Annotated in this window: 22 protein-coding genes; 7 read left to right on the forward strand and 15 right to left on the reverse strand. The window is 69.7% G+C overall.

Features of this window, described 5'->3' with window-relative positions:
* The 6 genes from ACL03I_RS01045 to ACL03I_RS01070 all read right to left on the reverse strand — a co-directional run bounded on the left by ACL03I_RS01045 (position 1) and on the right by ACL03I_RS01070 (position 8531).
* Entirely contained in the window at positions 1 to 777 is a 777-nt protein-coding gene (locus ACL03I_RS01045; protein ID WP_355071604.1) for an enoyl-CoA hydratase family protein, read from the reverse strand.
* A 10-nt stretch (positions 778 to 787) separates the two neighbouring features.
* A complete protein-coding gene (locus ACL03I_RS01050) occupies positions 788 to 1948 on the reverse strand; it encodes an acyl-CoA dehydrogenase family protein (protein WP_397279516.1) in 1161 nt (386 codons plus the stop codon).
* Positions 1948 to 3990: an acetyl/propionyl/methylcrotonyl-CoA carboxylase subunit alpha gene (locus tag ACL03I_RS01055; RefSeq protein WP_412804911.1), complete on the reverse strand. Its 2043-nt coding sequence runs from the start codon at positions 3988 to 3990 to the stop codon at positions 1948 to 1950. Before ACL03I_RS01055 ends, ACL03I_RS01050 begins: the two co-directional genes overlap by 1 nt.
* A gap of 8 nt (positions 3991 to 3998) precedes the next feature.
* The gene (locus ACL03I_RS01060) at positions 3999 to 5597 is read right to left on the reverse strand and encodes an acyl-CoA carboxylase subunit beta (RefSeq protein WP_355071600.1); all 1599 of its coding nucleotides are present in this window, start codon (positions 5595 to 5597) and stop codon (positions 3999 to 4001) included.
* Positions 5594 to 6745 (reverse strand): acyl-CoA dehydrogenase family protein, encoded by a 1152-nt coding sequence (locus ACL03I_RS01065; RefSeq protein ID WP_412804912.1) that lies wholly within the window; start codon positions 6743 to 6745, stop codon positions 5594 to 5596. Before ACL03I_RS01065 ends, ACL03I_RS01060 begins: the two co-directional genes overlap by 4 nt.
* Positions 6746 to 6815: 70 nt before the next feature.
* Positions 6816 to 8531 (reverse strand): acyclic terpene utilization AtuA family protein, encoded by a 1716-nt coding sequence (locus ACL03I_RS01070; RefSeq protein ID WP_412804913.1) that lies wholly within the window; start codon positions 8529 to 8531, stop codon positions 6816 to 6818.
* Between the two features lie 181 nt (positions 8532 to 8712).
* Here ACL03I_RS01070 and ACL03I_RS01075 point away from each other — a divergent pair, with 181 nt between their 5' ends.
* Positions 8713 to 8871 carry a hypothetical protein gene (locus ACL03I_RS01075; RefSeq protein WP_356962800.1) on the forward strand — a complete coding sequence of 53 codons (159 nt, stop codon included), beginning with the start codon at positions 8713 to 8715 and terminating at the stop codon, positions 8869 to 8871.
* 21 nt (positions 8872 to 8892) lie between these two features.
* Here ACL03I_RS01075 and ACL03I_RS01080 read toward each other — a convergent pair whose 3' ends face one another.
* From ACL03I_RS01080 to ACL03I_RS01095, 4 genes are all read right to left on the reverse strand, one after another.
* The gene (locus tag ACL03I_RS01080; protein ID WP_397279509.1) at positions 8893 to 9813 is read right to left on the reverse strand and encodes an adenylate/guanylate cyclase domain-containing protein; all 921 of its coding nucleotides are present in this window, start codon (positions 9811 to 9813) and stop codon (positions 8893 to 8895) included.
* A gap of 354 nt (positions 9814 to 10167) precedes the next feature.
* Positions 10168 to 10929 (reverse strand): ABC transporter permease, encoded by a 762-nt coding sequence (locus tag ACL03I_RS01085; protein ID WP_355071593.1) that lies wholly within the window; start codon positions 10927 to 10929, stop codon positions 10168 to 10170.
* Positions 10929 to 11873, reverse strand: coding sequence for an ABC transporter ATP-binding protein (locus tag ACL03I_RS01090; protein WP_364424617.1), 945 nt, complete (start codon positions 11871 to 11873; stop codon positions 10929 to 10931). Before ACL03I_RS01090 ends, ACL03I_RS01085 begins: the two co-directional genes overlap by 1 nt.
* A 222-nt stretch (positions 11874 to 12095) precedes the next feature.
* Positions 12096 to 12788, reverse strand: coding sequence for a MerR family transcriptional regulator (locus ACL03I_RS01095; RefSeq protein ID WP_355072119.1), 693 nt, complete (start codon positions 12786 to 12788; stop codon positions 12096 to 12098).
* An 84-nt stretch (positions 12789 to 12872) separates the two neighbouring features.
* Between ACL03I_RS01095 and ACL03I_RS01100 the strand changes: the two genes are divergently transcribed.
* Both ACL03I_RS01100 and ACL03I_RS01105 read left to right on the forward strand, forming a co-directional pair.
* Positions 12873 to 13328: a DUF6194 family protein gene (locus ACL03I_RS01100; protein WP_412804914.1), complete on the forward strand. Its 456-nt coding sequence runs from the start codon at positions 12873 to 12875 to the stop codon at positions 13326 to 13328.
* Between the two features lie 138 nt (positions 13329 to 13466).
* Positions 13467 to 14453 (forward strand): aldo/keto reductase, encoded by a 987-nt coding sequence (locus ACL03I_RS01105; RefSeq protein ID WP_412804915.1) that lies wholly within the window; start codon positions 13467 to 13469, stop codon positions 14451 to 14453.
* A gap of 182 nt (positions 14454 to 14635) precedes the next feature.
* Here ACL03I_RS01105 and thiG read toward each other — a convergent pair whose 3' ends face one another.
* The 3 genes from thiG to thiO are packed head-to-tail and all read right to left on the reverse strand — an operon-like array spanning position 14636 to position 16702.
* Positions 14636 to 15421 (reverse strand): thiazole synthase, encoded by a 786-nt coding sequence (gene thiG / locus ACL03I_RS01110; RefSeq protein ID WP_355071586.1) that lies wholly within the window; start codon positions 15419 to 15421, stop codon positions 14636 to 14638.
* The gene (gene thiS, locus ACL03I_RS01115) at positions 15414 to 15632 is read right to left on the reverse strand and encodes a sulfur carrier protein ThiS (RefSeq protein ID WP_355071584.1); all 219 of its coding nucleotides are present in this window, start codon (positions 15630 to 15632) and stop codon (positions 15414 to 15416) included. Before thiS ends, thiG begins: the two co-directional genes overlap by 8 nt.
* Positions 15629 to 16702, reverse strand: coding sequence for a glycine oxidase ThiO (thiO, locus tag ACL03I_RS01120; protein ID WP_412804916.1), 1074 nt, complete (start codon positions 16700 to 16702; stop codon positions 15629 to 15631). Before thiO ends, thiS begins: the two co-directional genes overlap by 4 nt.
* Before the next feature lie 56 nt (positions 16703 to 16758).
* Here thiO and thiE point away from each other — a divergent pair, with 56 nt between their 5' ends.
* Positions 16759 to 17457 carry a thiamine phosphate synthase gene (gene thiE, locus ACL03I_RS01125; protein ID WP_355071580.1) on the forward strand — a complete coding sequence of 233 codons (699 nt, stop codon included), beginning with the start codon at positions 16759 to 16761 and terminating at the stop codon, positions 17455 to 17457.
* A gap of 9 nt (positions 17458 to 17466) precedes the next feature.
* Here thiE and ACL03I_RS01130 read toward each other — a convergent pair whose 3' ends face one another.
* Positions 17467 to 18159, reverse strand: a complete 693-nt coding sequence (locus ACL03I_RS01130) for an NUDIX hydrolase (RefSeq protein ID WP_355072117.1) — start codon at positions 18157 to 18159, stop codon at positions 17467 to 17469.
* Between the two features lie 186 nt (positions 18160 to 18345).
* Here ACL03I_RS01130 and ACL03I_RS01135 point away from each other — a divergent pair, with 186 nt between their 5' ends.
* Genes ACL03I_RS01135 through ACL03I_RS01145 form a run of 3 tightly spaced genes read left to right on the forward strand, consistent with a single transcriptional unit; the run spans position 18346 to position 23526 of the window.
* Positions 18346 to 19707, forward strand: coding sequence for a hypothetical protein (locus ACL03I_RS01135; protein ID WP_412804917.1), 1362 nt, complete (start codon positions 18346 to 18348; stop codon positions 19705 to 19707).
* A complete protein-coding gene (locus tag ACL03I_RS01140; protein ID WP_397279499.1) occupies positions 19704 to 20687 on the forward strand; it encodes a glutamate ABC transporter substrate-binding protein in 984 nt (327 codons plus the stop codon). Before ACL03I_RS01135 ends, ACL03I_RS01140 begins: the two co-directional genes overlap by 4 nt.
* A gap of 7 nt (positions 20688 to 20694) precedes the next feature.
* Positions 20695 to 23526: a tetratricopeptide repeat protein gene (locus ACL03I_RS01145; RefSeq protein WP_412804918.1), complete on the forward strand. Its 2832-nt coding sequence runs from the start codon at positions 20695 to 20697 to the stop codon at positions 23524 to 23526.
* Here ACL03I_RS01145 and ACL03I_RS01150 read toward each other — a convergent pair.
* A complete protein-coding gene (locus ACL03I_RS01150) occupies positions 23523 to 24728 on the reverse strand; it encodes an acetate kinase (RefSeq protein WP_412804919.1) in 1206 nt (401 codons plus the stop codon). The two genes, ACL03I_RS01145 and ACL03I_RS01150, sit on opposite strands and share 4 nt — an antisense overlap.
* Between the last annotated feature and the right edge of the window lie 31 nt (positions 24729 to 24759).

Genomic DNA, 24759 nt, shown 5'->3' on the forward strand with positions numbered 1-24759 from the left:
TTATTCTGCCCAGCTCGGCGGGCGGCGCTGCAAAAAGGCCAGCATGCCCTCGTGCACTTCGGGGGTGCCGAAGAAGCTCGCCGAACGCCGCGCGAGCTCCTCGGCGGAGGCGTCGAACTCCGCGAGGATGCCCGCGTTGACCAACCGCTTGGCCTCGGCCAGCCCCTGCGGGGAGCCCTTGCGCACTTCCCCGCACAGCCGCGCCACCTCGGCGGCCGGGTCGTCGGCGGTCACCGTGACCAGGCCGATCTGCTCGGCGACGGCGGCGTCGAACTTCTCGCCGGTGAGGTAGTACCGGCTGGCCGCGCGCGGATCGAGCCTGGGCAGCAGGGTCAGCGAGATCATGAACGGCGCCAGCCCGATCCGCACCTCGGTGAGCGCGAAACTGCTGCCCGGTCCGGCCACGACGATGTCGCAACCGGCCACGATGCCCATGCCGCCCGCCCGCACGTTGCCGTCGATCCGCGCGATCACCGGCTTCGGGATCTCCACCAGCCTGCGCAGCACGCCGATCATGACCCGGGTGCGCTCGTCGGCGGCCACGGCCGGATCGGCGTCGCTCGCCTCGCTCAGATCGGCGCCAGCGCAGAACGTGTTGCCGGTGTGCGCGAGCACGACGACGCGCACCTTCTCGTCGTCGGCGGCGTCGTCGAGTCCGCGCAGCAGCTCGGCGACCAGCTTGGACGACAGGGCGTTGCGGTTGTGCGGCGAGTCGAAGGTGAGCGTCGCCACGCCGCCGCTCACCTCGTAGCGGACGAACGGAGCCGTCTCGGTCATGCGCGACCTCTCAGTACGACTTCGGCAGGCCCAGCGAGTACTGGGCGACGAAGTTCAAGACCATTTCCCGGCTCACCGGCGCGATGCGGCCGATGCGAGCGGCGGCGAGCATGGCGGCCAGTCCGACGTCCTTGGTCAGGCCGGAGCCGCCGTGGGTCTGGACGGCCTGGTCGAGCGCCTTGATGCTGGCTTCCGCCGCCGCGTATTTCGCCATGTTGGCGGCCTCGGCGGCGCCCATCTCGTCGCCCGCGTCGTAGAGGGTCGCGGCCTTCTGCATCATCAGCTTCGCCAGCTCCACTTCGACCTTCACCTGCGCCAGCGGATGCGAGATGCCCTGGTGCGCACCGATCGGCGTCTTCCACACCGTGCGCTCCTTGGCGTATTCCACCGCGCGTTCGATGGCGTAGCGACCCATGCCGACGGCCATCGCGGCGCCCATGATCCGCTCCGGGTTCAGGCCCGCGAACAACTGCATCAACGCCGCGTCCTCCTTGCCGACCAGCGCGGTGGACGGCAGCCGGACGTCGTCGAGGAACAGGTTGTACTGGTGATCGGGCTCGATGATGTCCATCTCCTGCGCCGTCTTGGTGAAGCCTTCGGCGTCGGTCGGCACGATGAACAGGGCGGGCTTGAGCTTGCCGGTCTTGTGGTCGGAGGTGCGGGCCACGATCAGCACGGCCTCGGCCTGGTCAACGCCGGAGATGAAAATCTTGCGGCCGTTGAGAATCCAGTCGTCACCGTCGCGGCGCGCGGTGGTGGTGATCTGGTGGGAGTTGGAGCCCGCGTCCGGCTCGGTGATGCCGAACACCATCTTTCCGGAGCCGTCGGCGAGTTTGGGCAGCCATTCCTGCTTCTGCTCGTCGGTGCCGTACTTGGTGATGATGGTGCCGCAGATGGCCGGGGACACCACCATCAGCAGCAGGCCCGCGCCCTGCGCGGACAGCTCCTCCATCACCAGCGACAGCTCGTACATGCCCGCGCCGCCGCCACCGTATTCCTCCGGCAGGTTCACGCCGAGGAACCCGAGTTTGCCCGCCTCCTGCCACAATTCGTCCAGCGGCTCGCTCTTGCGCGCCTTCGGCAGCACGTAGTCGCGGTAGTTGTACTTCGTGGCCAGCGCGGCGACGGCGGCCCGCAGCGCCTTCTGCTCGTCGGTTTCGATGAACGTCATCAGCTCTCCTGAGTTTCTACGGGTTCGACGACCGCGAGCACGGCGCCGACGTCGACCTGCTGGCCGACGGTGACGTTGACGGCGCTGAGCACGCCCGCGGCGGGCGCGGCGATGGTGTGCTCCATCTTCATCGCCTCCAGCCACAGGATCGGCTGGCCCTGTTCGACGTGGTTGCCGACCTCCGCGCCGAGCCGGATCACGCTGCCCGGCATGGGCGCGAGCAGAGAACCGATGGCCACCTGGTCGGCCGGATCGCTGAAACGCGGCAGCCTGCGCAGAGCCACCGGGCCGAGCGGCGAGTCGACGTAGACCTGGTCGCCGTAGCGGGCGATCTCGAACTGCCTACGCACCGGGCCGCGCTCACCCGGAACCGACAGCACGACGCGATCGGGAGCCGACTCGACGAGAGCGAGACCGTCGTGACCGTCCACGGTGACGGCGGTCCGGCCGAACCGGTAACCCACCTCGTGCGTTCCGGTAGCGCGGCTTTCGTAGGACTTGCGCTGTGACTGCGAGGGGAGATTGCGCCACCCGCTGGGCAGCCCGCCGCCCACCCGCGCGCTGCCCCGGTTGGCGGCGGCGTCGGCGAGCGCGGCGGCCACGATGGACAGCGCCTCGTCGGACTCCGACGCCAGCGGCGCGGCCAGGGCGGCCAGCCCATGCGTCGTGAAGAACGCGGTGTCGGTGTCACCCGCCAGGAACGCCGGATGACGCAGCACGCGCACCAGCAGGTCGCGGTTGGTGACCAGGCCGTGGATCTTCGCGCGGTGGAGCGCCGAAGCCAGCAATCGTGCTGCCTCGCCGCGCGTTTCGGCGTAGGAGATGACTTTGGCCAACATCGGGTCGTAGTGCACGCCGACCACCGAGCCGTCCACCACGCCTGTGTCGAGCCGCACGCCCGGGCGGTCCAGCAGGGCGAACTCGATGAGCACCGACGGGATATCGATCCGGTGCACGGTGCCGCTCTGCGGCTGCCAGTCGTGCGCCGGATCTTCGGCGTAGAGCCGGACCTCGATCGAATGCCCGTGCATGGCAGGCGGTTCTGCGGGCAACACGCCGCCCGCGGCGACGTCCAGTTGCAGGCGCACCAGATCCAGCCCGGTGGTGCACTCGGTGACCGGATGCTCCACTTGCAGGCGGGTGTTCATCTCCAGGAAGAAGAACTCGCCCTGCTCGTCGGCGAGGAACTCGACGGTGCCCGCGCCGGTGTAGCCGATCGCGCCCGCCGCCAGCCGCGCCGCCTCGAACAGCCGCGCCCGCATGCCCTCGGTGCGCTCCACCAGCGGCGACGGAGCCTCCTCGATCACCTTCTGGTGGCGGCGCTGGATCGAGCACTCACGCTCGCCGACCGCCCAGATGGTGCCGTGCGTGTCAGCCATCACCTGGACTTCGATGTGCCTGCCGGTCTCGAGGTAGCGCTCGCAGAAGACCGTCGGATCGCCGAAGGCGGATTCCGCCTCGCGCCGGGCGGCCTCGATCTGCGAAGTCAGGTCGGCCAGCTCGCGAACCACGCGCATGCCGCGCCCGCCGCCACCGGCGGACGCCTTGATCAGCACCGGCAGGTGCGCCTCGGTGACCTCGGCCGGGTCCAGTTCGGCGAGCACCGGCACGCCCGCGGCGTCCATCATCTTCTTCGCGGCGACCTTCGAGCCCATCTGCTCGATCGCCTCGACAGGCGGCCCGATCCAGACCAGCCCGGCGTCGAGCACGGCCTTGGCGAATTCGGCGTTCTCGGAGAGGAATCCGTATCCAGGATGGATGGCATCGGCGCCAGCGGCGACCGCGGCCTCGATGATCAGCTCACCGCGCAGATAGGTCTCCGCGGGCGTGTTGCCGGGCAGGCGCACCGCGGCGTCCGCCTCGGTGACATGCGGCGCGGCGGCATCCGCGTCGGAGTACACCGCGACGGTGCCGAGACCCATCCTGCGGCAGGTCGCGAAGACCCGGCGGGCGATTTCGCCACGGTTGGCGACAAGGACATTCGTGAGCCCACCCGTCACCCGGCCGCCGCCCTTCATCGAATCGCTCTGCGATGCAGTCATCGTCGGCCTCACATTCGGAAGACGCCGAAGCCGTCGGCGCCTTTGATCGGGGCGTTGTGAATGGCCGACAGGGACATTCCCAACACGGTGCGGGTGTCGCGCGGGTCGATGACGCCGTCGTCGTAGAGCCGCCCGGACATGAACATCGCCAGCGATTCGGCCTCGATCTGCGCCTCCACCATGGCGCGCATCCCGGCGTCGGCCTCCTCGTCGAACGGCAGGCCCTTCGCCTCGGCGGCGGCCCGGCCGACGATCGAGATGACGCCCGCCAGCTGCGCACCGCCCATGACGGCGGATTTCGCACTGGGCCAGGCGAAAACGAAGCGCGGGTCATAGGCCCGGCCGCACATGCCGTAGTGGCCCGCGCCGTAGGACGCGCCCATCAGCACCGAGATGTGCGGCACCTTCGAATTGGAGACCGCGTTGATCATCATCGCGCCGTGCTTGATGATGCCCTTCTGCTCGTACTCCTTGCCGACCATGTAGCCGGTGGTGTTGTGCAGGAACAGCAGCGGGGTGTTCGACTTGTTGGCCAGCTGGATGAACTGGGTGGCCTTCTGCGATTCCTCGGAGAACAGCACACCGCGCGCGTTGGCCAGGATGCCGACCGGGTAACCGTGCAGCTCGGCCCATCCGGTGACCAGGCTGCTGCCGTAGAGCGGCTTGAACTCGTCGAAATCCGAGCCGTCCACGATGCGGGCGATCACCTCGCGCGGATCGAACGGGATCTTCAGATCCGACGGCACGATGCCGAGCAGATCCTCCGGGTCGTAGAGCGGTTCGATCACCTCGGCGCGCGGGGCGGGCCCCTGCTTGCGCCAGTTCAGCCGCTTGACGATGGAGCGGCCGATGCGGATCGCGTCCTGCTCGTCCACGGCGTAGTAATCCGCCAGGCCGGAGATCCGCGCGTGCATGTCCGCGCCGCCTAGGGATTCGTCGTCGGATTCCTCACCGGTGGCCATCTTGACCAGCGGCGGACCGCCGAGGAACACCTTCGAGCGCTCCTTGATCATCACCACGTGATCGGACATACCGGGGATGTACGCGCCGCCCGCGGTGGAGTTGCCGAACACCAGCGCGATGGTCGGGATGCCCGCCGCCGACGCCTGGGTGAGGTCGCGGAACATCCGGCCGCCGGGGACGAAGACCTCCTTCTGCGTCGGCAGGTCCGCGCCGCCGGATTCCACCAGCGAGATCACCGGCAGCCGGTTCTCCCGCACGATGTCGTTGATCCGCAACGTCTTGCGCAGCGTCCACGGGTTCGAGGTGCCGCCGCGCACGGTCGGATCGGGCGCGACGATCATGCACTCGACACCCTCCACGATGCCGATGCCCGCGATGGTGCTGCCGCCGACGTGGAATTCGCTGCCCCAGCCCGCCAGCGGGCACAACTCCAGGAACGGCGAGTCCTCGTCGACGAGCAGTTCGATGCGCTCGCGCGCGGTCAGCTTGCCGCGCTTGCGATGCCGCGCCAGTTTGTCCGGCCCACCGCCCGCGATGGCCTTGGCGAACTCCGCGTCGACCTCGGCGAGCTTGGCCGTCATCGCCTCCGCGGCCGCCTCGTACTCGGGCGCGGCGGTGTCCAAGGTGCTGCGCAGAATGGTCATGACTGGTACCCCAATCGCTTCGCCGCCAGTCCGGTCAGTATTTCGGTAGTGCCGCCGCCGATCCCGAGGATGCGCATATCCCGATACTGGCGCTCGATCTCGGATTCGCGCATATAACCGAGGCCGCCGAACAACTGGACGGCCTGGTTGGCCACCCACTCGCCCGCTTCCACCGCGGTGTTCTTCGCGAAACACACCTCGGCGATCAGGTCGGTCTCGCCTTCGGCGCTGCGCTGCACCACATCCCGGGTGTAGACGCGGGCCACATCGATCCGACGCGCCATCTCGGTGACCGTGTTCTGCACCGCCTGCCTGCTGATCAGCGGGCGGCCGAAGGTCTCGCGATTGCGCACCCACTCCAGCGTCAGTTCCAGGCAACGCTGCGCGCTGGAATACGCCTGCACCGCCAGCCCGACGCGCTCGCTGACGAACGCGCCCGCGATCTGGTAGAAGCCGGAGTTCTCCGGGCCGACCAGGTTCTCCACCGGCACCCGGACGTCGACGTAGGACAGTTCGGCGGTGTCGGAGGCCAGCCAGCCCATCTTGTCCAGCTTGCGGCTGACCGTGAAGCCCGGCGTGTCCTTGTCGACGATGAGCAGCGAGATGCCGCCGGAGCCAGGCCCGCCGGTGCGCACCGCGGTGACCACGAAGTCGGCGCGGACGCCGGAGGTGATGTAGGTCTTGGCGCCGTTGATGATGTAGTGGTCGCCGTCGCGGCGCGCGGTGGTGGTGAGGTGCCCGACGTCGGAGCCGCCGCCGGGCTCGGTGATCGCGAGCGATCCGATCTTCTCGCCCGCCAGCGTCGGCTTCACCCAGCGCTCGATCTGGTCGGCGTTGTCCGAGGCGATGATGTGCGGCACGGAGATGCCGCAGGTGAACAGGGAGGCGAACAACCCGCCGGACGCACCGGCCTGGTGCATCTCCTCGCAGACGATCATCGCGTCAACGCCGTCGCCGCCGGAACCACCCGCGGATTCCGGGAACTGCACGCCGAGCAGGCCGAGCGCGCCCGCCTTCTTGTGCAGCTCGCGCGGGATCTCACCGGCGCGCTCCCAGCCGTCCAGGTACGGCAGGATCTCGCGTTCCACGAATCCGCGCACCGTGGATCGCAATTCGCGTCGTTCCGGCGTTTCCCAGAGTTTCGTCATGCGGTGTCCTTTCTCGCATGGCCGGGGGCCCTGCGTGGTGACGCGAGCTGCCGCCTCCGGGCCTGACCGGTCATGCGAAAAGCTCCACTGGAATGTCGAGGTGACGAGACCGCAGCCATTCGCCGAGTCCCTTGGCCTGCGGGTCGAAGCGGGCCTGATAGGCCACGCCCTGGCCGAGCAGGCCTTCGATGATGAAGTTCAGCGCCCGCAGATTGGGCAGCACATGCCGGGTGACGGTCAGCGAAGCCGCTTCCGGGAGTAGTTCTTTGATGCGCTCCACGGTGAGCGTGTGCACCAGCCAGCGCCATTGCTCGTCGGTGCGCACCCACACACCGATATTCGCGTCACCGCCTTTGTCACCGCTGCGTGCCAGCGCGACGGTTCCCAGCGGCACGCGGCGCGTTTCCCCGGCGGGCAGCGGTTCCGGAGCGGGCGGCTCGTCGACGGCGGCGAGTTCGGCCGTCTCCGTCGCCGGGGCGATCTCGACGCGGGCGCCGTCGGGCAGCACCGCCGTGTGCGGCACTTCGGCGGCGTCGACGAACCCGGGCGTGAACACGCCGTAAGGAGAACCGTTGCCCGGCAAGGTGGTGAAGCTGCACCCCGGATAGCTGGCCAGCGCCAGCTCCACCGCGACGTTGGAGAACGCGCGCCCGACCTTGTTCGGGTCCGGATCGCGCACCACGCAGCGCAGCAGTGCGCTGGCCTGCTCCTCGGTGTCGGCGTCCGGGCGGTCCAGGCGGGCCAAGGTCCAGGTCAGCTCGGACGGTCGGCTCGGCAGCCAGGACTCCAGTTGCCGTTGCGCCAGTTCCGCTTTCGCTTCGATGTCCAGACCGGTGAGCACGAATTCCATCTCGTTGCGGAAGCCGCCGATGGTGTTCAGCGAGACCTTGAGCCGGGGCGGCGGGGCCTCACCGGTGACGCCGCTGATCCGCACCCGGTCCGGGCCGTCCTGGTCGAGCCGGATGGTGTCCAGGCGGGAGGTGACGTCGGGCCCGGCGTAGCGCGCCCCCTGGATCTCGTACATGAGCTGGGCCTCGACCGTGTCGACGGTGACCGCGCCGCCGGTGACCGCGTGTTTGGTGATGACGCTGCCGCCGTCGGCGCGGATCTCCGCGATCGGGAAACCCGGCCTGCCCAGATCGGCGAGCTCGGTGAAGAAGGCGTAGTTGCCGCCGGTGGCCTGGGTGCCGCACTCGATGACGTGCCCGGCCACAACCGCGCCGGCCAGGCGGTCGTAATCCGTTCGGCCCCAGCCGAAGTGCGCGGCGGCGGGGCCGACGATCACCGAAGCGTCGGTGACCCGGCCGGTGACCACGATGTCCGCGCCCGCGTTCAGGCATTCGACGATGCCCCACGCGCCGAGGTAGGCGTTGGCGGTCAGCGGCGCGCCGAAGCCGAGGTCACCGGCGCGCGCGAGGAGGTCGTCGCCCTCGACGTGCGCGATCTTGGCCTCCAGTCCGAGGTCGGCGGCAACCTTGCGCAGACGCTGCGCCAGACCGGCCGGGTTCAGGCCGCCCGCGTTCGCCACGATGCGCACGTTGCGTTCGAGCGCCAGCCCGAGGCAGTCCTCGATCTGCTTGACGAAGGTCTTGGCATAGCCGAGGTCCGGGTCCTTCATCCGGTCCCGGCCGAGAATCAGCATGGTGAGTTCGGCGAGATAATCGCCGGTGAGGACGTCGAGCTGTCCCCCTTCCAGCATCTCGCGCATGGCGCCGAGCCGGTCGCCGTAGAAGCCGGAACAGTTGCCGATCCGGAGCACGTCCGGGTCGGCGGCCAGCATACTCATCAGCGGGAATGCCTCCTGTACGGCGAACCGTCAGGATGAGCCGCATGCCGCACCCGTGAAGTCCGCGTTCCGCGACCAGCATCACACCGGGGCCAGAAAAAAGCAAGCATGCGTGCTTGTTAATTGCCGCCCCGCCGCCCCGGCCACCGGGAGACCGAGTGGGCTGGAGCAAGATGGCACCGTGTCCAGCGACGTCACCGTGATCGTTCTGTTCGCCCTGGCGGGCTTCCTGCTCGGCGGCGTTTACACCACCTGGAGGACGGCCCGGCCGCTGTCCATCGCGCTCGCCGTCTGCGCCGCCCTCGCGGCGGGCGGCGCGCTGGCCTGGTGGCTCGGATAGATCGAGCGGAGAGGCAGCCGCTCAGCCCCTCGACAACCGGAAGATTCGCAGGTCCTCAGGGACACCGTTGAGTGGCGCCGCGAAGAAGCTGCGGCGATACGGCTTGGCCGCCAAGCCCAGCTCCGCCAGCGTCTCCGGCCGCAGCCCCTGGAGCGTGGCCTCCGACAGCATGGTGTTGCCGTTGCCGCCCGCCTCCATGACCCGGGCCGCGATGGTGACGTCCACCCCGAGCCAGTCGCCCCCGATCTCACGCGGGGAACCGGTGTGCAAACCGATCCGCATCTGCGGGGTATAGCCGCGCACCTGCACGTCGGCCAGGTTGCGCTTGGCGGTCACGGCGGCGCGCACCGCCCGGTCGGCCGAGGGGAACACCGCCATGACCCCGTCGCCCATGCGCTTGACCACGTGGCCGCCCCGCTCGGCGATCGGCGGCTCGATGGCCTTGGCCACCTTGCGCAGCAGTTCCAGGGTGGCCTCGTCACCGGCCGACAGCGACCAGCGCGAGAAGGCCACCAGATCGGTGAACATGACAGTTACTTCTTGGCTACCTTTACCGCGTCCCATCCGCTCCAGGGCGGCCTGCCAGACCTGCAAGGCGCCGAAGCCGATCTCCCGCGCGGCGCTCGGTGCGTCGCCGACCAGTTTGTCCGCCGCGCGCGCGACCGCTCGCGCCCCGCCGGGCCCGGAAACCGACAGCGGGTCGCCGAAAGCGGGATCACCCGGCAGCTGCTGCCGCGCCTTGCGCAGCACGCCGATCAGATCCGCCCGCTGATTCGCCGCGTTCACCAGCGCGGATATCTGGGCACGCCGTAACCCGCCGGAACGGCGGGGAGCATCGCCCGGATCGGACGGCTCCAACGGAATGACCACCTCGGGCGGTACCCCTCCCTCGGCCTCCGGCCCCGACCCCGGCTCGGCGCCGCCGGAAGGTGTTTCATGCACGCCCCGAGGGTATCTCAGCCGATCCGACGTCGGCAGGTTACCGATCATCACCATGTGCCACCTCCGCTGCGAACCTCAGCGAGCACACCGTCGGGCCCGACATTGGATAACGAGCTGGTTGCTGCACCGAGGCTACTCGGGCGAGAAGGGGTCTCGGAACCGGCAAGGGGCATAGTTTCCTCGATGTTCACACGCACGATCGGCCCGGCGCGAGGGTTCGCACCGGGCCGATCAGGGCACCGTCCGCCGGGCAGTGACGGGCGGTGGGGGGAGCGCCGGACCTCCCGACAAGGTCGGCGCACCGTCAACCCGAGTGGCGAGGGAAGGCGACTCGGGTCGTCAAGGGAGCTCGTCTCAAGCGTCGCGCTGGTTCACCACGACCAGCGACGCGCCGAAGACGATCGCGACGAAGACGGTGAAGTAGAGCAGGCTGCCCCAGGGTCCCCAGTGCCAGTTGGCCGTGGACGGGGAGGCGCTCATGAAATGGTTCGCGTTCGCGAACGGCAGGAACGGGGTGACATTGCGCCCGAAGCTGCCGAACGCACCGAGCAATCCCTCGATGAGCAGCGGCCACAGCACGATCAGCGAGATCGCGGCGGCGGATTGCCGCACCAGCACGCCGACGCCGACCGCGAGGACGACGCACAGGAACGCGTAGATCGGGATGGAGTAGACCTCGCGCCAGTCGGCCGCGCTGGACAGCGTGAGCGCCGCGCCCGCGTCCGGCCCGCTGATCGCTTTCGCCACCACGTAGGCGACGAACGCCAAGGCGATGGTCAGCAGCGCGCCGTACACGCTGACCAGCCCGGCCTTGGTCAGGATGACCTTGGCCCGGTGCGGCGTCGCTTGGAACGTCGTCCGGATGATGCCGAAGCGGTATTCGCTGGTCACGGTCAGGGTAGCCATGATCATCAGGACCATCACGCCGAAACCGCTGATCCCGGCCACCGCGGTGGAGACCGTCAGGTCGATCGCGCCTTCCGTGCCGTAGGACGCGCGCGCCACCGAGGCGAGCAAGGCGGCCATGCCCAGCGCGAGGGCGACGACGATCGCCGAGCACCACCAGGGCGACCTGGTCGAGGTGAGCTTGATTCGTTCCGCTGCCAGCACGCCCATCAGAGCGCACCTCCCATCACCTGATCGAAGCCTTCGCCGTGGTACTCCACCGCGCCGCCGGTCATCCGCATGAACGCCTCTTCCAGCGACGCGCGCTGCGGGGCCAGCTCGAACAGCGTGATGCTGTTCTCGCCCGCGAGCTTGCCCACCGCGTCACTGGAGACGCCCGCCACCATGAGCGCGGGGCCGTCGGCACTCGCGCCGTCCTCCCTGACGGTCATGCCGTTGGAGGTGAGCACGCTGCGCAGCTGGTCGAGCTGCGGGCTGCGCACCCGGACCGTCTGCTCCGAGGCGCGTTCGATGAACTCCTGGGTGGTGGAATCCGAGATCAGCTTGCCGCGCCCGATCACAACCAGGTGCTCGGCGGTCTGCGCCATCTCCGACAGCAGATGACTGGAGACCAGCACCGTGCGGCCCTCGGCGGCCAGCCGCTGCATGAAGCGGCGGATCCACAGGATGCCCTCCGGATCGAGGCCGTTCACCGGTTCGTCGAACAGCAGCACCTCCGGGTCGCCCAGCAGCGCGCCGGCCAGGCCGAGCCGCTGCGACATGCCGAGCGAGAAGCCGCCCGCCGACTTGCCCGCAACCTCGGACAGGCCGACCAGCCGCAGCACCTCCTCCACCCGGGACTTGGCGATGTCGTTGGAGGCGGCCATCCACTCCAGATGAGCCCGCGCCGACCGGTTCGGATGCACCCACTTGGCGTCCAGCAGCGCGCCGACGGTGCGCAGCGGATGGTCCAGCTCGTGGTATGGCCTGCCTTTGATCAAGGCGGTGCCCGCGGTGGGCTTGTCCAAGCCGAGGATCATGCGCATGGTGGTCGATTTACCCGCGCCGTTCGGTCCGAGGAACCCCGTTACCTGCCCGGGGCGAACGGTGAAGGTCAGATCCTGCACCGCTACGGTCTGCCCGTAGTGCTTGGTGAGGCCTTTCAGCTCGATCATGCCGCCCAGCATTCCGCAAATCGCGGGCGCGCGCGTCGGTAATTAGTGCCGAGTTGGATCATCCTCGAGGATGAGGACGGGAAACAGGATCCCTTAAGGGTCGAGGCCGAAGTCTCAACGGCCGAGTAGTTCGGCGACGTGCAGCAGCGGAGCGATGTAACCGGGGATCGCACTCGGATCGCGCAGCGCCGCCGATGTTCGGAGCGGCAGGATCACAGGCGTTTACACCGCGAGGGCGAACACGGCGGCGAGCGCGGCGGCCGCGTCGAGCAGGGCGCGAGATCGAGCCGCGATGCTCGCGTCCCGAGCCGCCAGCGCCGCCTCGACGTCATCGGATCGGTGGCCGCGCGGCAGGTCGGACATCAAGGTCTTCAGCGTGTCGACGCGGTATCCCGCTCTGCGGAGCTGATGGACGATCCGGGCATCCCGGACCTGGATGGGAGAGTACTGCCGCGTGCGCTGCGTGGTCGCGCGATCCGGGACGACGAGTCCCTCCGCGTCCCAATGCCGCAGTGTCGACGGGCGCACGCCCAGCGCGGCAGCGAGTTCGGCGACGCTCATCGCATCCGAAGGGCGCGCGTCGGCGATCGGCTCGGCGGAGATCACCTCCGCCGCCCGCTTGGCGAGTGCCAGATCGGTGCGTTCCCGGTCCAGCCGGGCATGTGCCGCGTCGAGCAGAGCCAGTACCTGAGGTACCGGTCCCTCGTGGACGGCGCGAACGATGCGCTTGGCCTCGACGGGGCCGACGCCCGCCGCCAGCGCTCGATAGGCGAGTGCGGAACGCACATGCACCTCGCCGTACCTGCGGTAGCCGGTCGCAGTGCGTATCGCCGTCGGCAGCACACCGTCGCGTTCGAGGTTGCGGATCTGCTGCACGGAGTACCCGACCCGCAGCGCCACATCGGCCGTGCGCATCGTGGAGTTGCGACTTGTCACGCTATTTGCCATGCGTCTCCTGCTCGAAGTCTCCACAAGCACCTTAATGAAACGCTGGAATACGTGACCATCGACGAGATCATCGGCTTCGTCTCCACCCTCGACGGAGTCCTCACCCTCAGCCCCGGCCCCGGCGACGGCTCACCGGAGATCAGCTGGGGCGATACCTTCTTCTACTACTCACCGGACGGGGTGATACCGAAGGCGACCCAGCCCTTCGCGACGATCGTGACGAAGAACTATCCCGCCGACGAAAGTTCGGACTTGGACCGCCCAGATGCGTTCCGCGTCAACATCGCCGCCGGAAAAGAAGCCTTCACCCACTGGACCGGCCACACTCCCCGCGAACGATCCACCCCCGACAATCCGAGCGCAACCGATACGGTGATCCCCCACCCGGTCTACGCATCCGCCGCCTGGCTGGCAGTCATCAACCCCGGCCCCCGAACCACCGCGCCCACCCGCACCCTCCTCCGCACCGCCTACGACCTCGCCCGCTCCCGCCACGAGCGCCGCTGAGGCGCCGCGAGTGGCACATGGTTGCGGCGAAGTGCGAGAAGACCTTCGACCATGTGCCACTCGCGGGAATGGTTGACATGGAGCGCGCTCCAGCACCTAGCGTCGGGGCCGACGAATTCGAGTGCAGGAGGTAGCAGCATGAACGAGGTTCCGACCCGGCAGCTCGGTGGGCTGACGGTTTCCGCGCAGGGCCTGGGGTGCATGGGTATGAGTCACGGCTACGGCGCCGCGGACGACGAGCAGTCGATCGCGACGCTGCACCATGCCCTCGACTTGGGGGTCACCTTGTTGGACACCGCTGACTTCTACGGCGCGGGGCACAACGAGGAGCTGATCGGGCGGGCCGTCGCAGGGCGGCGAGACGAGGTGGTGCTCGCCACGAAATTCGGCTTCGCCAACCGTTTGGGCGAGCCCACTCATATCCGTGGCGACGCGGCCTACGTGCGACAGGCATGCGACGCATCGCTGCGCAGGCTGGGCGTCGACCACATCGACCTCTACTACCTGCACCGGGTGGACCCGCAGGTGCCGATCGAGGAGACCGTCGGCGCGATGGCCGAACTGGTACAGGCCGGGAAGGTCCGGCACCTCGGGCTGTCGGAGGCGGGCGCGGACACCATTCGCCGCGCACACGCGGTGCACCCGATCGCCGCGTTGCAGAGCGAGTGGTCATTGTGGACGCGCGATCTGGAGGCGGAGATTCTCCCGGTCTGCCGTGAACTCGGCATCGGCCTGGTCCCCTTCTCGCCGCTCGGGCGCGGATTCCTGACCGGACGGTACAACTCGGTGGAAGGCCTGGCGGACAACGACGTGCGGCGCAGCCAGCCTCGCTTCGCCGACGGCAACCTCGAACGGAACCTGGCGATCGTCGCCGAGCTGAACGAGCTGGCCGCGGCGAAAGGTGTCACCGCGGGCCAGCTCGCGTTGGCCTGGGTGCAGCACCGGGGCGAGGACGTGGTGCCGATTCCCGGCACCCGACGGCAGCGGTACCTGGAGGAGAACCTCGCAGCGCTGACCATCGAGCTGTCCGCCGACGACATCGCCGCCATCGAGGCCGCCGCCCCGCCGGAGCAAGTGGCGGGCGACCGCTACGACGCGACGAACCTCACCTTCGTCAACGGCTGAGGCCCGAACCCAGCGCGCCCTCGCCCCACCGAGAGATGGCAGGCACCTGCTAGACCCGCTTCCGTCAACGGCTGGATCCGGGGGCGACTGGGCCGCCATCGTTCGCCGACGGAGTGAGGGCCGAGCACGCGATTCCGAAAGCCGTCATCGACGTCCCGAGCCTCTGGACTCGAGCCCGACGCTCACAGCCCCGGGGACGATGCCTGGGCCCAGAAGCGCTTCGGGATGCGCCCGGCCAAGCGCGCGGTGTATCCGGCGCGCACCGCGTCCGCCATCGCCGCGGCCATCAACTCGGGGCGTTTCGCCCTGGTGACGGCGGTGGCCAGCAACACCGCGGAGCAGCCGAGTTCCATGGCGAGGGCGGCGTCGCTCGCGGTGCCGATGCCCGCGTCCAGGATGACCGGCACCTTCGCGTCGGCGACGATCATCTCGATGTTGTGCGGGTTGCCGATGCCGAGGCCGGTGCCGATGGGCGCGCCCAGCGGCATCACCGCCACGCAACCCGTCTCCTCCAGACGGCGAGCCAGGACCGGGTCGTCGTTGGTGTAGGGCAACACGACGAAGCCGTCGTCGACGAGTTGTTCCGCGGCGGTGAGCAGTTCGACGGGGTCCGGCAGCAGGGTGCGCTCGTCGGCGACCACCTCGAGCTTCACCCAGTTGGTGTCAAGCGCCTCACGCGCCAGCTGCGCGGTGAGCACCGCCTCGGCCGCGGTGCGACAGCCCGCCGTGTTCGGCAGCGGCGCGATGTCCAGACGTTTCAGCAGGTCGAGCACACCAGTGCCGCCCGCGGCGTCGATGCGCCGCATGGCCACGGTGGTCAACTCGGTGCCGGAGGCGATCAGCGCTTCCTCCAGCACGGCGAGGTTCTCCGCGCCGCCGGTGCCCATGATCAGGCGGGAACCGAACTCCCGGTCCGCGATCCGCAGCGGGGCGTCGGCCCGCGCGGATGCCGTCGCAGCCTCAGCCACCTTGAACCGCCGTCAGCACCTCGATCTGCCAGCCGCGCCCGACCGGTTCGTCCCAGCGCGACTTGGGGAACACGGCTCCGTCCACCGCGAGCGCGACACCCCGGCACGGCAGTCCGAGGCGCTCCAGCAACTCGCGCACGGTGAGCGGCTCGGCGAACTCGTGCTCGTCGCCGTTCACCGTGACACCGATGGGGACGGATGACAGCGTCATCGAATTCCTCCTACAGTCGTCGAAAAGCGTTGCGGGTCGGCTACTTCCGCTTCGGGCAGCATTGCCCCGCCGAGCAGGCTCGCCACCGCGTCCACCGTGAGCGGCAGGGTCAGCATGCCGTTGCGGCCGTGCCCGGTGGCCGCGACGATGCGGTCGGTGAGCCGGCCGATCAGCGGCAGGTTGTCCGGGCTGCCCGGCCGGGAACCGGCGCTCGCTTCGGCCAGTTCGTATTCGCCGATGCCGGGGAACACCGCCTCCGCGTCGGCGATCAGGTCGCGGACGCCGGCGACGGTGACCGCGGTGTCGAAACCCGCCTCGTACTGCGTGGCGCCGACGACGATTCCGTCGGCGCGCGGCACCAGGTAGACCGCGCGCCCGTGCACTCTGGCTCGGATCACCCGGCGCGGCGCGGGCGCGACGCCGGGCCGTTGCCGCAGGCGCAGGATCTCGCCCTTCACCGGGCGAACCGGCAGCTCCGGCCACAATGCCGCCGACGCGGCTCCCGCGGCGAGCACGACTTGGTCGTGCGGAAGTTCCGTCAGCGAGTCTACGGACTCGGCGCGCACCACGACGCCGGCCGCCTCGGCGGCTCGCCGCAGCGCGGCGACCAGCTTGCGGTTGTCGAGCGCGGGTTCTGCGGGTGCGAGCAGCGCGGCGCGCACCGTCCTGGCCAGGCCGGGTTCCCGCTCACGCACTCCAGCGCGGTCCAGCAGGCGCAGCTCGTGCCCGCGTCCGCCGACCCAATCGGCCACGGTGCGCAGGTCGGCCACGTCGGCCGCGTCCAGCGCGACGGTCATGGTCTCGTCCGCCACGAAAACCGAGACGCCGGTCGCGTCCGCCAGCCGGGCGGCGAATTCCGGCCAGCGGGCCAGCGACGCTGCGCCGAATTCGAGCACCCGATCCTCGCCGGGCCAGCCTTCCGACAGCGGTGCGAGCATGCCCCCGGCCACCCAGGAGGCCCCGGTGGCGACAGCCGGATCGAACAGGGTGGCCGACCAACCGGCCTCGGCGGCCCGCCAGGCCACGGCGAGCCCCACGGCGCCGCCACCGACGACGGCCAGAGTCCGCATCCGATCCACCTGCCTCCTGTTTCGCATCCCACGGTAGCGCGGCTACGGTCGAAGGCGTGCAACCCTCCCACCCCAATCGACCCGCCTCGCCGCGGGAGCGTCTGACGAACGCGCGGCTGTACCTGTGCACCGACGCTCGCCGGGAGAAGGGCGATCTGGCCAAGTTCGCCGAGGCCGCGTTCGCAGGCGGAGTCGACATCATCCAGCTCAGGGACAAAGGATCACCGGGCGAGGCCGAGTTCGGCCCGCTGGAGGCCAGGGCCGAGCTCGGCGCGCTGGCCGAACTGAAGGCCGCCGCGCGCAGGCACGGCGGGCTGGTCGCGGTGAACGACCGCGCCGACATCGCCCTCGCCGCCACCGCCGACGTGCTGCACCTCGGCCAAGGCGACCTGCCGCCCTGGTACGCGCGCCGAATCCTCGGGCCCGACGTGGTGATCGGACGATCCACGCACAATCGCGCGCAGGCCGGGCTCGCCGCGATCGATGAGCACATCGATTACTTCTGCACCGGCCCCATCTGGGCGACCCCGACCAAACCCGGCAGGCAGGCGGCGGGCCCCGAACTGGTTCGCTCCACCGCGGACGCCCATCCCACCCGGCCCTGGTTCGCGATCGGCGGGATCAACGCCGAGAACCTGGCGCAGGTGCTGGAAGCCGGGGCGAAGCGGGTCGTCGTGGTGCGCGCGATCACCGAGGCACGCGATCCGGAAGCCGCGGCGCGTGAGCTGAAAACGGCGCTACTGGCGAACGCGTGAGCGCCGCGGTCAGGAAAGCACCTGTCCGCGGGTGAACGAAAGCGCGGTCTCCACCGCCGTGTTCCCGTTCGACGCGGGCTCCGCGGCCTGCACGCTCGGCTCGTCGACGATCCTGGCGTAGTCGCCCGGACCGGCAGGATCCGAATGCAGCCAAACGAAACCGAGGTCGGCGAGGTCGAGCGTGCGCGGCAGGGCGGCGGCGACGGCTCGATCGTCGCCGAGTTCGGCGAGCAGCACCCGCGCCGGTGCGGCGCGCAGAGTGGGCCAGGACGCGGCGAAACCGGGATGCAGCGGGCGGGCGTCGACGTCGTCCTCGGGAACCCAGGCCAATTCGGTGCTCTCGCGGTTGCCGGTGGTCGGCAGCGTCATCACCGCGTCGGCGACGACCGTGGTGTAGGTCCAGCCGCTCAGGGCCGACGCTGTCACCCGCTCGCCGCGCACCCGGACGTCGGCCGGATCGATGCCCGCCTCTTCCCACGCCTCGCGGACCGCCGCGTGCACGGGCGTCTCGTGACTGTCCCGCGCGCCGCCGGGCAACGCCCAGGTCCCGCCTTGATGACTCCACGGCGCGCGGTGTTGCAGCAGCACCGCCGAACCGCCATCGGCCAGCGGAGCGCGCAGCAGCAGTCCGGCGGCGCCGAAGCGCCCCCAGTGCCGCAATCCGTCCGGGCCACGCGACCAACCGTCACCGTCACCACGCATGTCGTACCCATCCTCGTCCAGCCGCGGGCAGCGCCTCACCGCCGTCTCCTCCCAATCGGGGGTGTTTCACACGCCGCGGCGCCCGTACGACCACAATAAACTCCGCACCAACACGCACGGATCGATCGGATATCCGGTCCAGCCGTCGAGAAATCCGCGTACGCGGCCCAAACTGGGGAGGTGGACATGGCTAGCTCCGAGCCGACGACGGCCGAACTCCGGCCGTCCGCGCCCGAGCCCGCCGGTCGGGACGATCCGGGCGGCCTGAGCGTCGCGGTGGTGCGCGAACGTCTCGACCTGACCAATCTGCGTTCGTTCGCCAATTCCTCACCGGGACGGCTGATCGCGCTCGGGCTGCTGCTCATCGGGTTGTGCCTGGCCGCGGGCTCGATGACCGCCGCGACGGTCGGTGACCGACAGCAGGGTTTGGATGTGTTGCTGCGCGACACCGAACCGGACGCGCATTCCGCGCTCCGGCTCTACACTTCGCTGTCGATCGCCGACGCAGCGGCGAGCACCGCCTTCATCTCCGGCGGGCTGGAGCCGCAGGCGGTGCGGGATCGCTACACGCAGGCACTGGGCGAAGCGTCGGCGGAATTGGTCACCCAATCCGACGCGGCGGCCGATCCGGATGCGCGGCTGCGCACCGGCATAGTCACCGGCCTGCCGGTGTACTCCGGTCTGGTGGAAACCGCACGGACGAACAATCGCAGCGGATATCCGGTCGGCGCCGCGTATTTGAGCGAGGCCTCCAACCAGATGCAGACGACGCTGCTACCTATGGCCGAGGAACTGCACAATCATCGCTCGGCGGCGGTGACCGCCGCGCAGCGCAACCACGTGCGCCCGCCGTGGTCCGCGATCGGCCTGCTGCTGCTCACCCTCGGCGTGCTGGTCTGGGTCCAGCGCGATCTGGCGCGACGCTGGCGGCGGGTGCTCAACCCGGGACTGGTGCTCGCGTCGGCGGCCATGCTGATCCTGCTCGCGTGGACGGTGATCGCGGGCTCGGTGTCGGCGGCGGCGATGATCAGCGCTCGCGACGACGGCGCGGTGCCCTCCTCCCGGTTGACCGAGAGCCGCATCCTGGTGCAGCAGGCCCGCGCCGCGGAGACCTTGAAATTGGTGCGCCGCGACGCGACCGGCGACTACGACCGCACCTACGACGCGGACATCGAACGGCTGGCCGATCTGATCGGCAAGTATCCCGGCTCCGCGCCCGCGGCGAAAGAGATGCGCAATGCCGTGCCTGCCCTGGCGCGCTGGCGAGTGGCGCACCAGCGCATGAACGACGCGCTGGCGAAGGGCGATTTCAACAGCGCGGCCGTGGTGGCGACCGGACCCGGCTCGGCGGACGTCACCGTGCAGGTGGAGGCGCTGGACCGTTCGCTGGAGCAAGGCATCGCCGCCACCAGGGACACGCTGCGCGACAGGATCTCCCATGCGGCCCGCACCCTGGACTTCCTGGGCACGGGCGCGATGGTGCTCGGCATACTGGCGGCAGGCTATGTCGGACTGGGCATCTGGCCCCGGCTTCGGGAGTACCGATGAGATCCGCGCGCGGCATTCTGGTGGCCACCCTCGTCGTAGTGACGCTGGCGAGCGGCTGTGCGAGCGATTCCGGCGCGCCGGTGTCGGGCAAGACGCCGAAGTACACCGATCCCCCGTTGCCTGCCAAGGCCGTTCCGGTGCTCACCGATTCGCCGGTCCCGCCGTCGCCGGGCACGTCGCGGTGCGGAGACCCGACCGCGAGCCTGCGTCCGACCGGAGCGGGCGCTGCCGCGCGCGGCGCGGCGATCGACGCGATCCGGGCGCGCGGCAGGCTGCTCGTCGGATTGGACACCGGCAGCAATCTGTTCAGCTACCGTGACCCGATCTCCGGCGCCATCGTCGGTTTCGACGCCGACATCGCCAGGGAAGTGGCCCGCGATCTGCTCGGCAGCCCGGATCTGATCGAGTTCCGCAGCCTCGGCTCCGCCGAGCGGGAGACGGCGTTGCAGAACCGCACCGTCGACCTGGTCGCCAAGACCATGACGATCAACTGCGAGCGCCGCGAGAAGGTCACGTTCTCCACCGTCTATCTGCGCGCCAACCAGCGGGTGCTCGCGGTGAAGAACTCCGGGATCCGCAGCCTGGCCGATCTGGCGGGCCGGCGGGTGTGCATCGTCTCGGGCACCACGTCGCTGGAGCACATGCGCCGCGACCAGCCCGCCGCGACCATCCTCACCGTGCCGAGCTGGGCCGACTGTCTGGTCGTGCTGCAACAGCGCCAGGTCGACGCGGTGAGCACCGACGACGCCGTGCTCGCAGGCCTGGCCGCGCAGGACCCGTACACCGAGCTGGTCGGCGGCAGCATCAGCGAGGAGCCGTACGGCATCGGCATCACCAAGGGCAACGACGACCTGGTCCGCTTCGTCAACGGCACACTGGAACGCATCCGCAACGACGGCACCTGGGTCGGGCTTTACCAGAAATATCTCACCGTTCTCGGCCCCGTACCCGCTCCACCCGCCCCTACGTATCAGGACTGACGGGTCGATGAGCACACGGCAGGTCCCCGAGCCCGACCCGGACGAGAACGCCGCGGTAGGGCCCGGCCCGGCCGCTGTGTTCGAGGCTGGATCCAGCGCGGCCGGGCGGCAGCAGAACGCGGCGGCGGCGAAACCGTCGCGTGGAGACCACGCGGACCCGCGACAACTGGGGGCACACGCCACGGGAACGGGGCGGCGCGCGGGTGTGGGCGAGCCGGAAACGGTTGCGGCCGAAGAAATCGAGCACACCACGTATACGCCGATCGGTCGTGCGGCGACCTCGTTCGGCCCAGTCGCGTTGAACCGCGTCGAGGACATTGATCCCCCCGATGAGGCGCAGACCCCACGGAACCCTGCCGTGCGCGACGCCGAGGAATCGGCCTCGTCCACCGACGACACACCGGACCGCACCGGTGCGGAGCAACATGGGCCGCCCACGCGGGACAACCCACCGGACACGGAACGCGAACCATCGCCCGCGGATGCGGAACAGTCGGCGGAAGAGGCGGATTCGGACGCGACCCGATTGCAGGTGAACCGCCCGGAAACGGCATCGAGCACGGCCGCGTGGCTACGCGACCCCGCCGAAAGGCAAGAGACACCGGAACCGGGCGGAACCCAGGGCACGGCGGCGTACGCGGCGACATCGGATCAGACGCGACGCACGGATTCCGAACCCGCGTCGGCTCCGCAGCGCACCTCCGGACGCAGCGTGCGCACCGCGCGCACCCGGCCTGCGGTGCGGCGGCTCGGCGCCGGGCTGGTGCCGATCCCGACGGTGACGCCCGCGGATCCCCGCGACGCCGTGCTCACCAACGCGGTCGTCTCCGAAGGCAGGCGATTCTGCTGGCGCTGCGGCAAACCGGTCGGCCGGGCGACGGCGACCCGGCCCGCGACCACGGCGGGCACCTGCGCGACCTGCGAGGCGCCCTTCGACTTCCGCCCCACGCTGTACCCGGGCGACATGGTGGCGGGACAGTACGAGATCCAGGGCTGCATCGCGCACGGCGGACTCGGCTGGATCTATCTGGCGATCGATCGCAATGTCAGCGACCGCTGGGTCGTGCTGAAGGGCCTGCTGCACGCCGGTGACGCCGAAGCGCAGGCGGTCGCCATGGCCGAACGCCAATTCCTCGCCGAGGTGGCGCACCCCAGCATCGTCAAGATCTACAACTTCGTCGAGCACACCGGCGCGGACGGCACACCCGTCGGCTACATCGTCATGGAGTACGTCGGCGGCCGGTCGCTGCGCGACATCCTCGACTCCTACGAACGCCCGAAGCGCATGCCGGTCACCGAGGCGATCGCCTACCTGCTCGAGATCCTGCCCGCGCTGGACTACCTGCACTCGACCGGCCTGACCTACAACGACCTCAAGCCCGACAACGTGATGGTCACCGACGATCAGGTCAAACTGATCGATCTCGGGGCCGTCGCCACCATCGAAGCGTACGGAAACCTTTACGGCACCAGAGGGTTCCAGGCGCCGGAGATCGCGCGTACGGGCCCGACCGTCGCCTCCGACGTCTACACCGTGGGGCGCACGCTGGCCGTGCTCACCTTGAACATGCCTTCGGAGCACGGACGGTACCTCGACGGCCTGCCCGACCCCGCCGACCAGCCGGTGCTGGCTCGCTACCAGTGTTTCCATCGTCTGCTGCTGTGCGCCACCGACCCGGACCCGCAACGCCGCTTTCCCTCCGCCCGTGCGATGTCCGCCCAGATGTCGGGCGTGCTGCGGGAGATCCTCGCGCTGGAGACCGAGACCGAACACCCGCAGTTGTCCACCGTCTTCACGCCGCCGCGGTCCAGTTTCGGCACCGAGGAATTGATCAGTCAAACCGACGCCTACACCGACGGCCGCCCCCGCAGCAGCCTGCTCGACGCCCCCGATGTGGTGGCGGCGTTGCCGATTCCGCTGCTGGATCCGGCCGACCCGGCCGCGCCCCTGCTCTCGGCAGCCGTGCATCCCGAGCCCGCCCACGCGCTGGAGGCGCTGCGGCACGCACGTGAGCGAGCCGAAGCCGATCCCGGCAACGCCCCGGAGACGCTCGAGCTGGAACTCACCCTCGCCGAGGCGCGCGTGCGGCTCGATCTGCGCGAATCCGCCACGGTGCTTGACTTGCTGGCGCGGCTGCCCGAACGGGAGTGGCGGGTGAGCTGGTTTCGGGGCATGGCCGAATTGCTCGACCGGGAGTACGAGCGCGCCTTCACCGACTTCGACGAGGTCTTCCGGGTGCTCCCCGGCGAACTCGCCCCCCAGCTGGCGCTCGCCGCAACGGCCGAACTCATACTCCAGCATTGGGATTCGCCGGACCCCGAACAGTGGCGCAGCTATGCCGAGCAGGCGTACGAGACCGTCTGGCGCACCGACCGCACCGTGGTGAGCGCCGCCTTCGGGCTGGCCAGGCAGCTGGCGGCGGACGAGCGGGTGGCCGAGGCCGTGCAGGCGCTGGACGCCGTGCCCGCCGCGTCACGGCATTTCACCACCGCGCGGATGACGGCGGTGCTGCTGATGCTCACCGCCGCGCCGATAGCCGATCTCGACGAGGCCACCCTGCACATCTCGGCGTCTCGGATGCTGAGCCTGCCCGCGGGCGAGAGTCGCGCGGTGCAGATGCGGGTGCTGGTGCTCGGCGCGGCCCTCGCGTGGCTCCAGGCGGGCAACACGCCGAAGCGTCCCGATGCCACACTGTTCGGCGCGCCGTTCACCGAACGCGAACTCCGCGCGGGCGCCGAGACGGGCCTGCGCTCGCTGGCTCGTGGAGCGCCCAACCGCAGGCATCGCTACGCGCTCGTCGACCTGGCCAACCTCATTCGCGCGAAGACCTGGATCTAGCCGTCGACCACGTGCCGCGCGGCGCGGGCGATGGCCAGTTCCTCGTTGGTCGGCACCACGAGCACCGCGACCGGTGCGCCGGGCGGGGAGATACGCCGCGCGGCACGGTTTTCCGCGGTGTTGGCCGCGGGATCCACCTCGATGCCGAACGCGCCGAGACCGGCCAGGGCGTCGGCCCGCACCTGTGGGCTGTTCTCGCCGACTCCTCCGGTGAAGGTGATCGCGTCGACGCCGCCCAGGTCGATCAGGTACGCGCCGAGGTAGCGCCGCAGCCGATGGATGTACACGTCGTAGGCCAACCGCGCGGCCTCGTCCCCGCCGTCGATGAGACGGCGCAGTTCGCGGAAGTCGTTCACGCCGGACAGGCCCTTGATCCCGGAATCCCGGTTGAGCAGCGTGTCGATCGCATCGATGTCCAGGTGCGCCGACCGCGCCAGATGCGCCACGATGCCGGGATCGAGATCACCGGACCTGGTGCCCATCACCAGGCCTTCCAGCGGCGTGAGGCCCATGCTGGTATCGATCGGACGACCGCCACGGATGGCCGACGCCGACGCGCCGTTGCCGAGGTGGAAGACGATCTGGTTCAGCTCGGCGGGGTCACGCCCGAGGAAGTCGGCCGCGCAGCCGGACACGTATTCGTGCGAGGTGCCGTGGAAGCCGTACTTCCGAATACCGTGCGCGGCCGCCACTTTGGCGTCGATGGCGTAGGTCTTCGCGGCGGCGGGCAAGCCGTGGAAGAACGCCGTGTCGAACACCGCGACCTGCGGCACGCCCGGCAACAGCGCCCGCGCGCTCTCGATCCCGGCGACGTTGGCCGGATTGTGCAGCGGCGCCAGCGCGGCTAGTTCGCTGATCGCGGCCACCACGTCGTCGTCGATCAGGGTGGGCCGGTAGAACACCTCGCCGCCGTGCACCACCCGGTGCCCGACCGCCCGCACTCCTTCGCGTACCAAGTCGTGGCCCGTCGCGGCGAACGTGTCGAAGATCAGTCGCAGCCCGGCGGCGTGGTCGGCGATCCGCTCGCGGCGCTCGGTGGTCGAGCCGTCGGCGCTATGCTCGATCCCACCTTCGTCCTCGCCGATCCGCTCGACCACGCCCGAGGCCGCGACCATGCCCGAATCCGGGTCCACCAGCTGGTATTTGATGGACGAGGAGCCGGAATTGATCACCAGCACCATGCCCTCGGCCGTCTTGCTCATCACGCCTCCCGTGTCCCGCGGTCGCGTCGCA

The organism is Nocardia sichangensis, from assembly GCF_047200615.1.
Taxonomy (GTDB): Bacteria; Actinomycetota; Actinomycetes; order Mycobacteriales; family Mycobacteriaceae; genus Nocardia; species Nocardia sichangensis.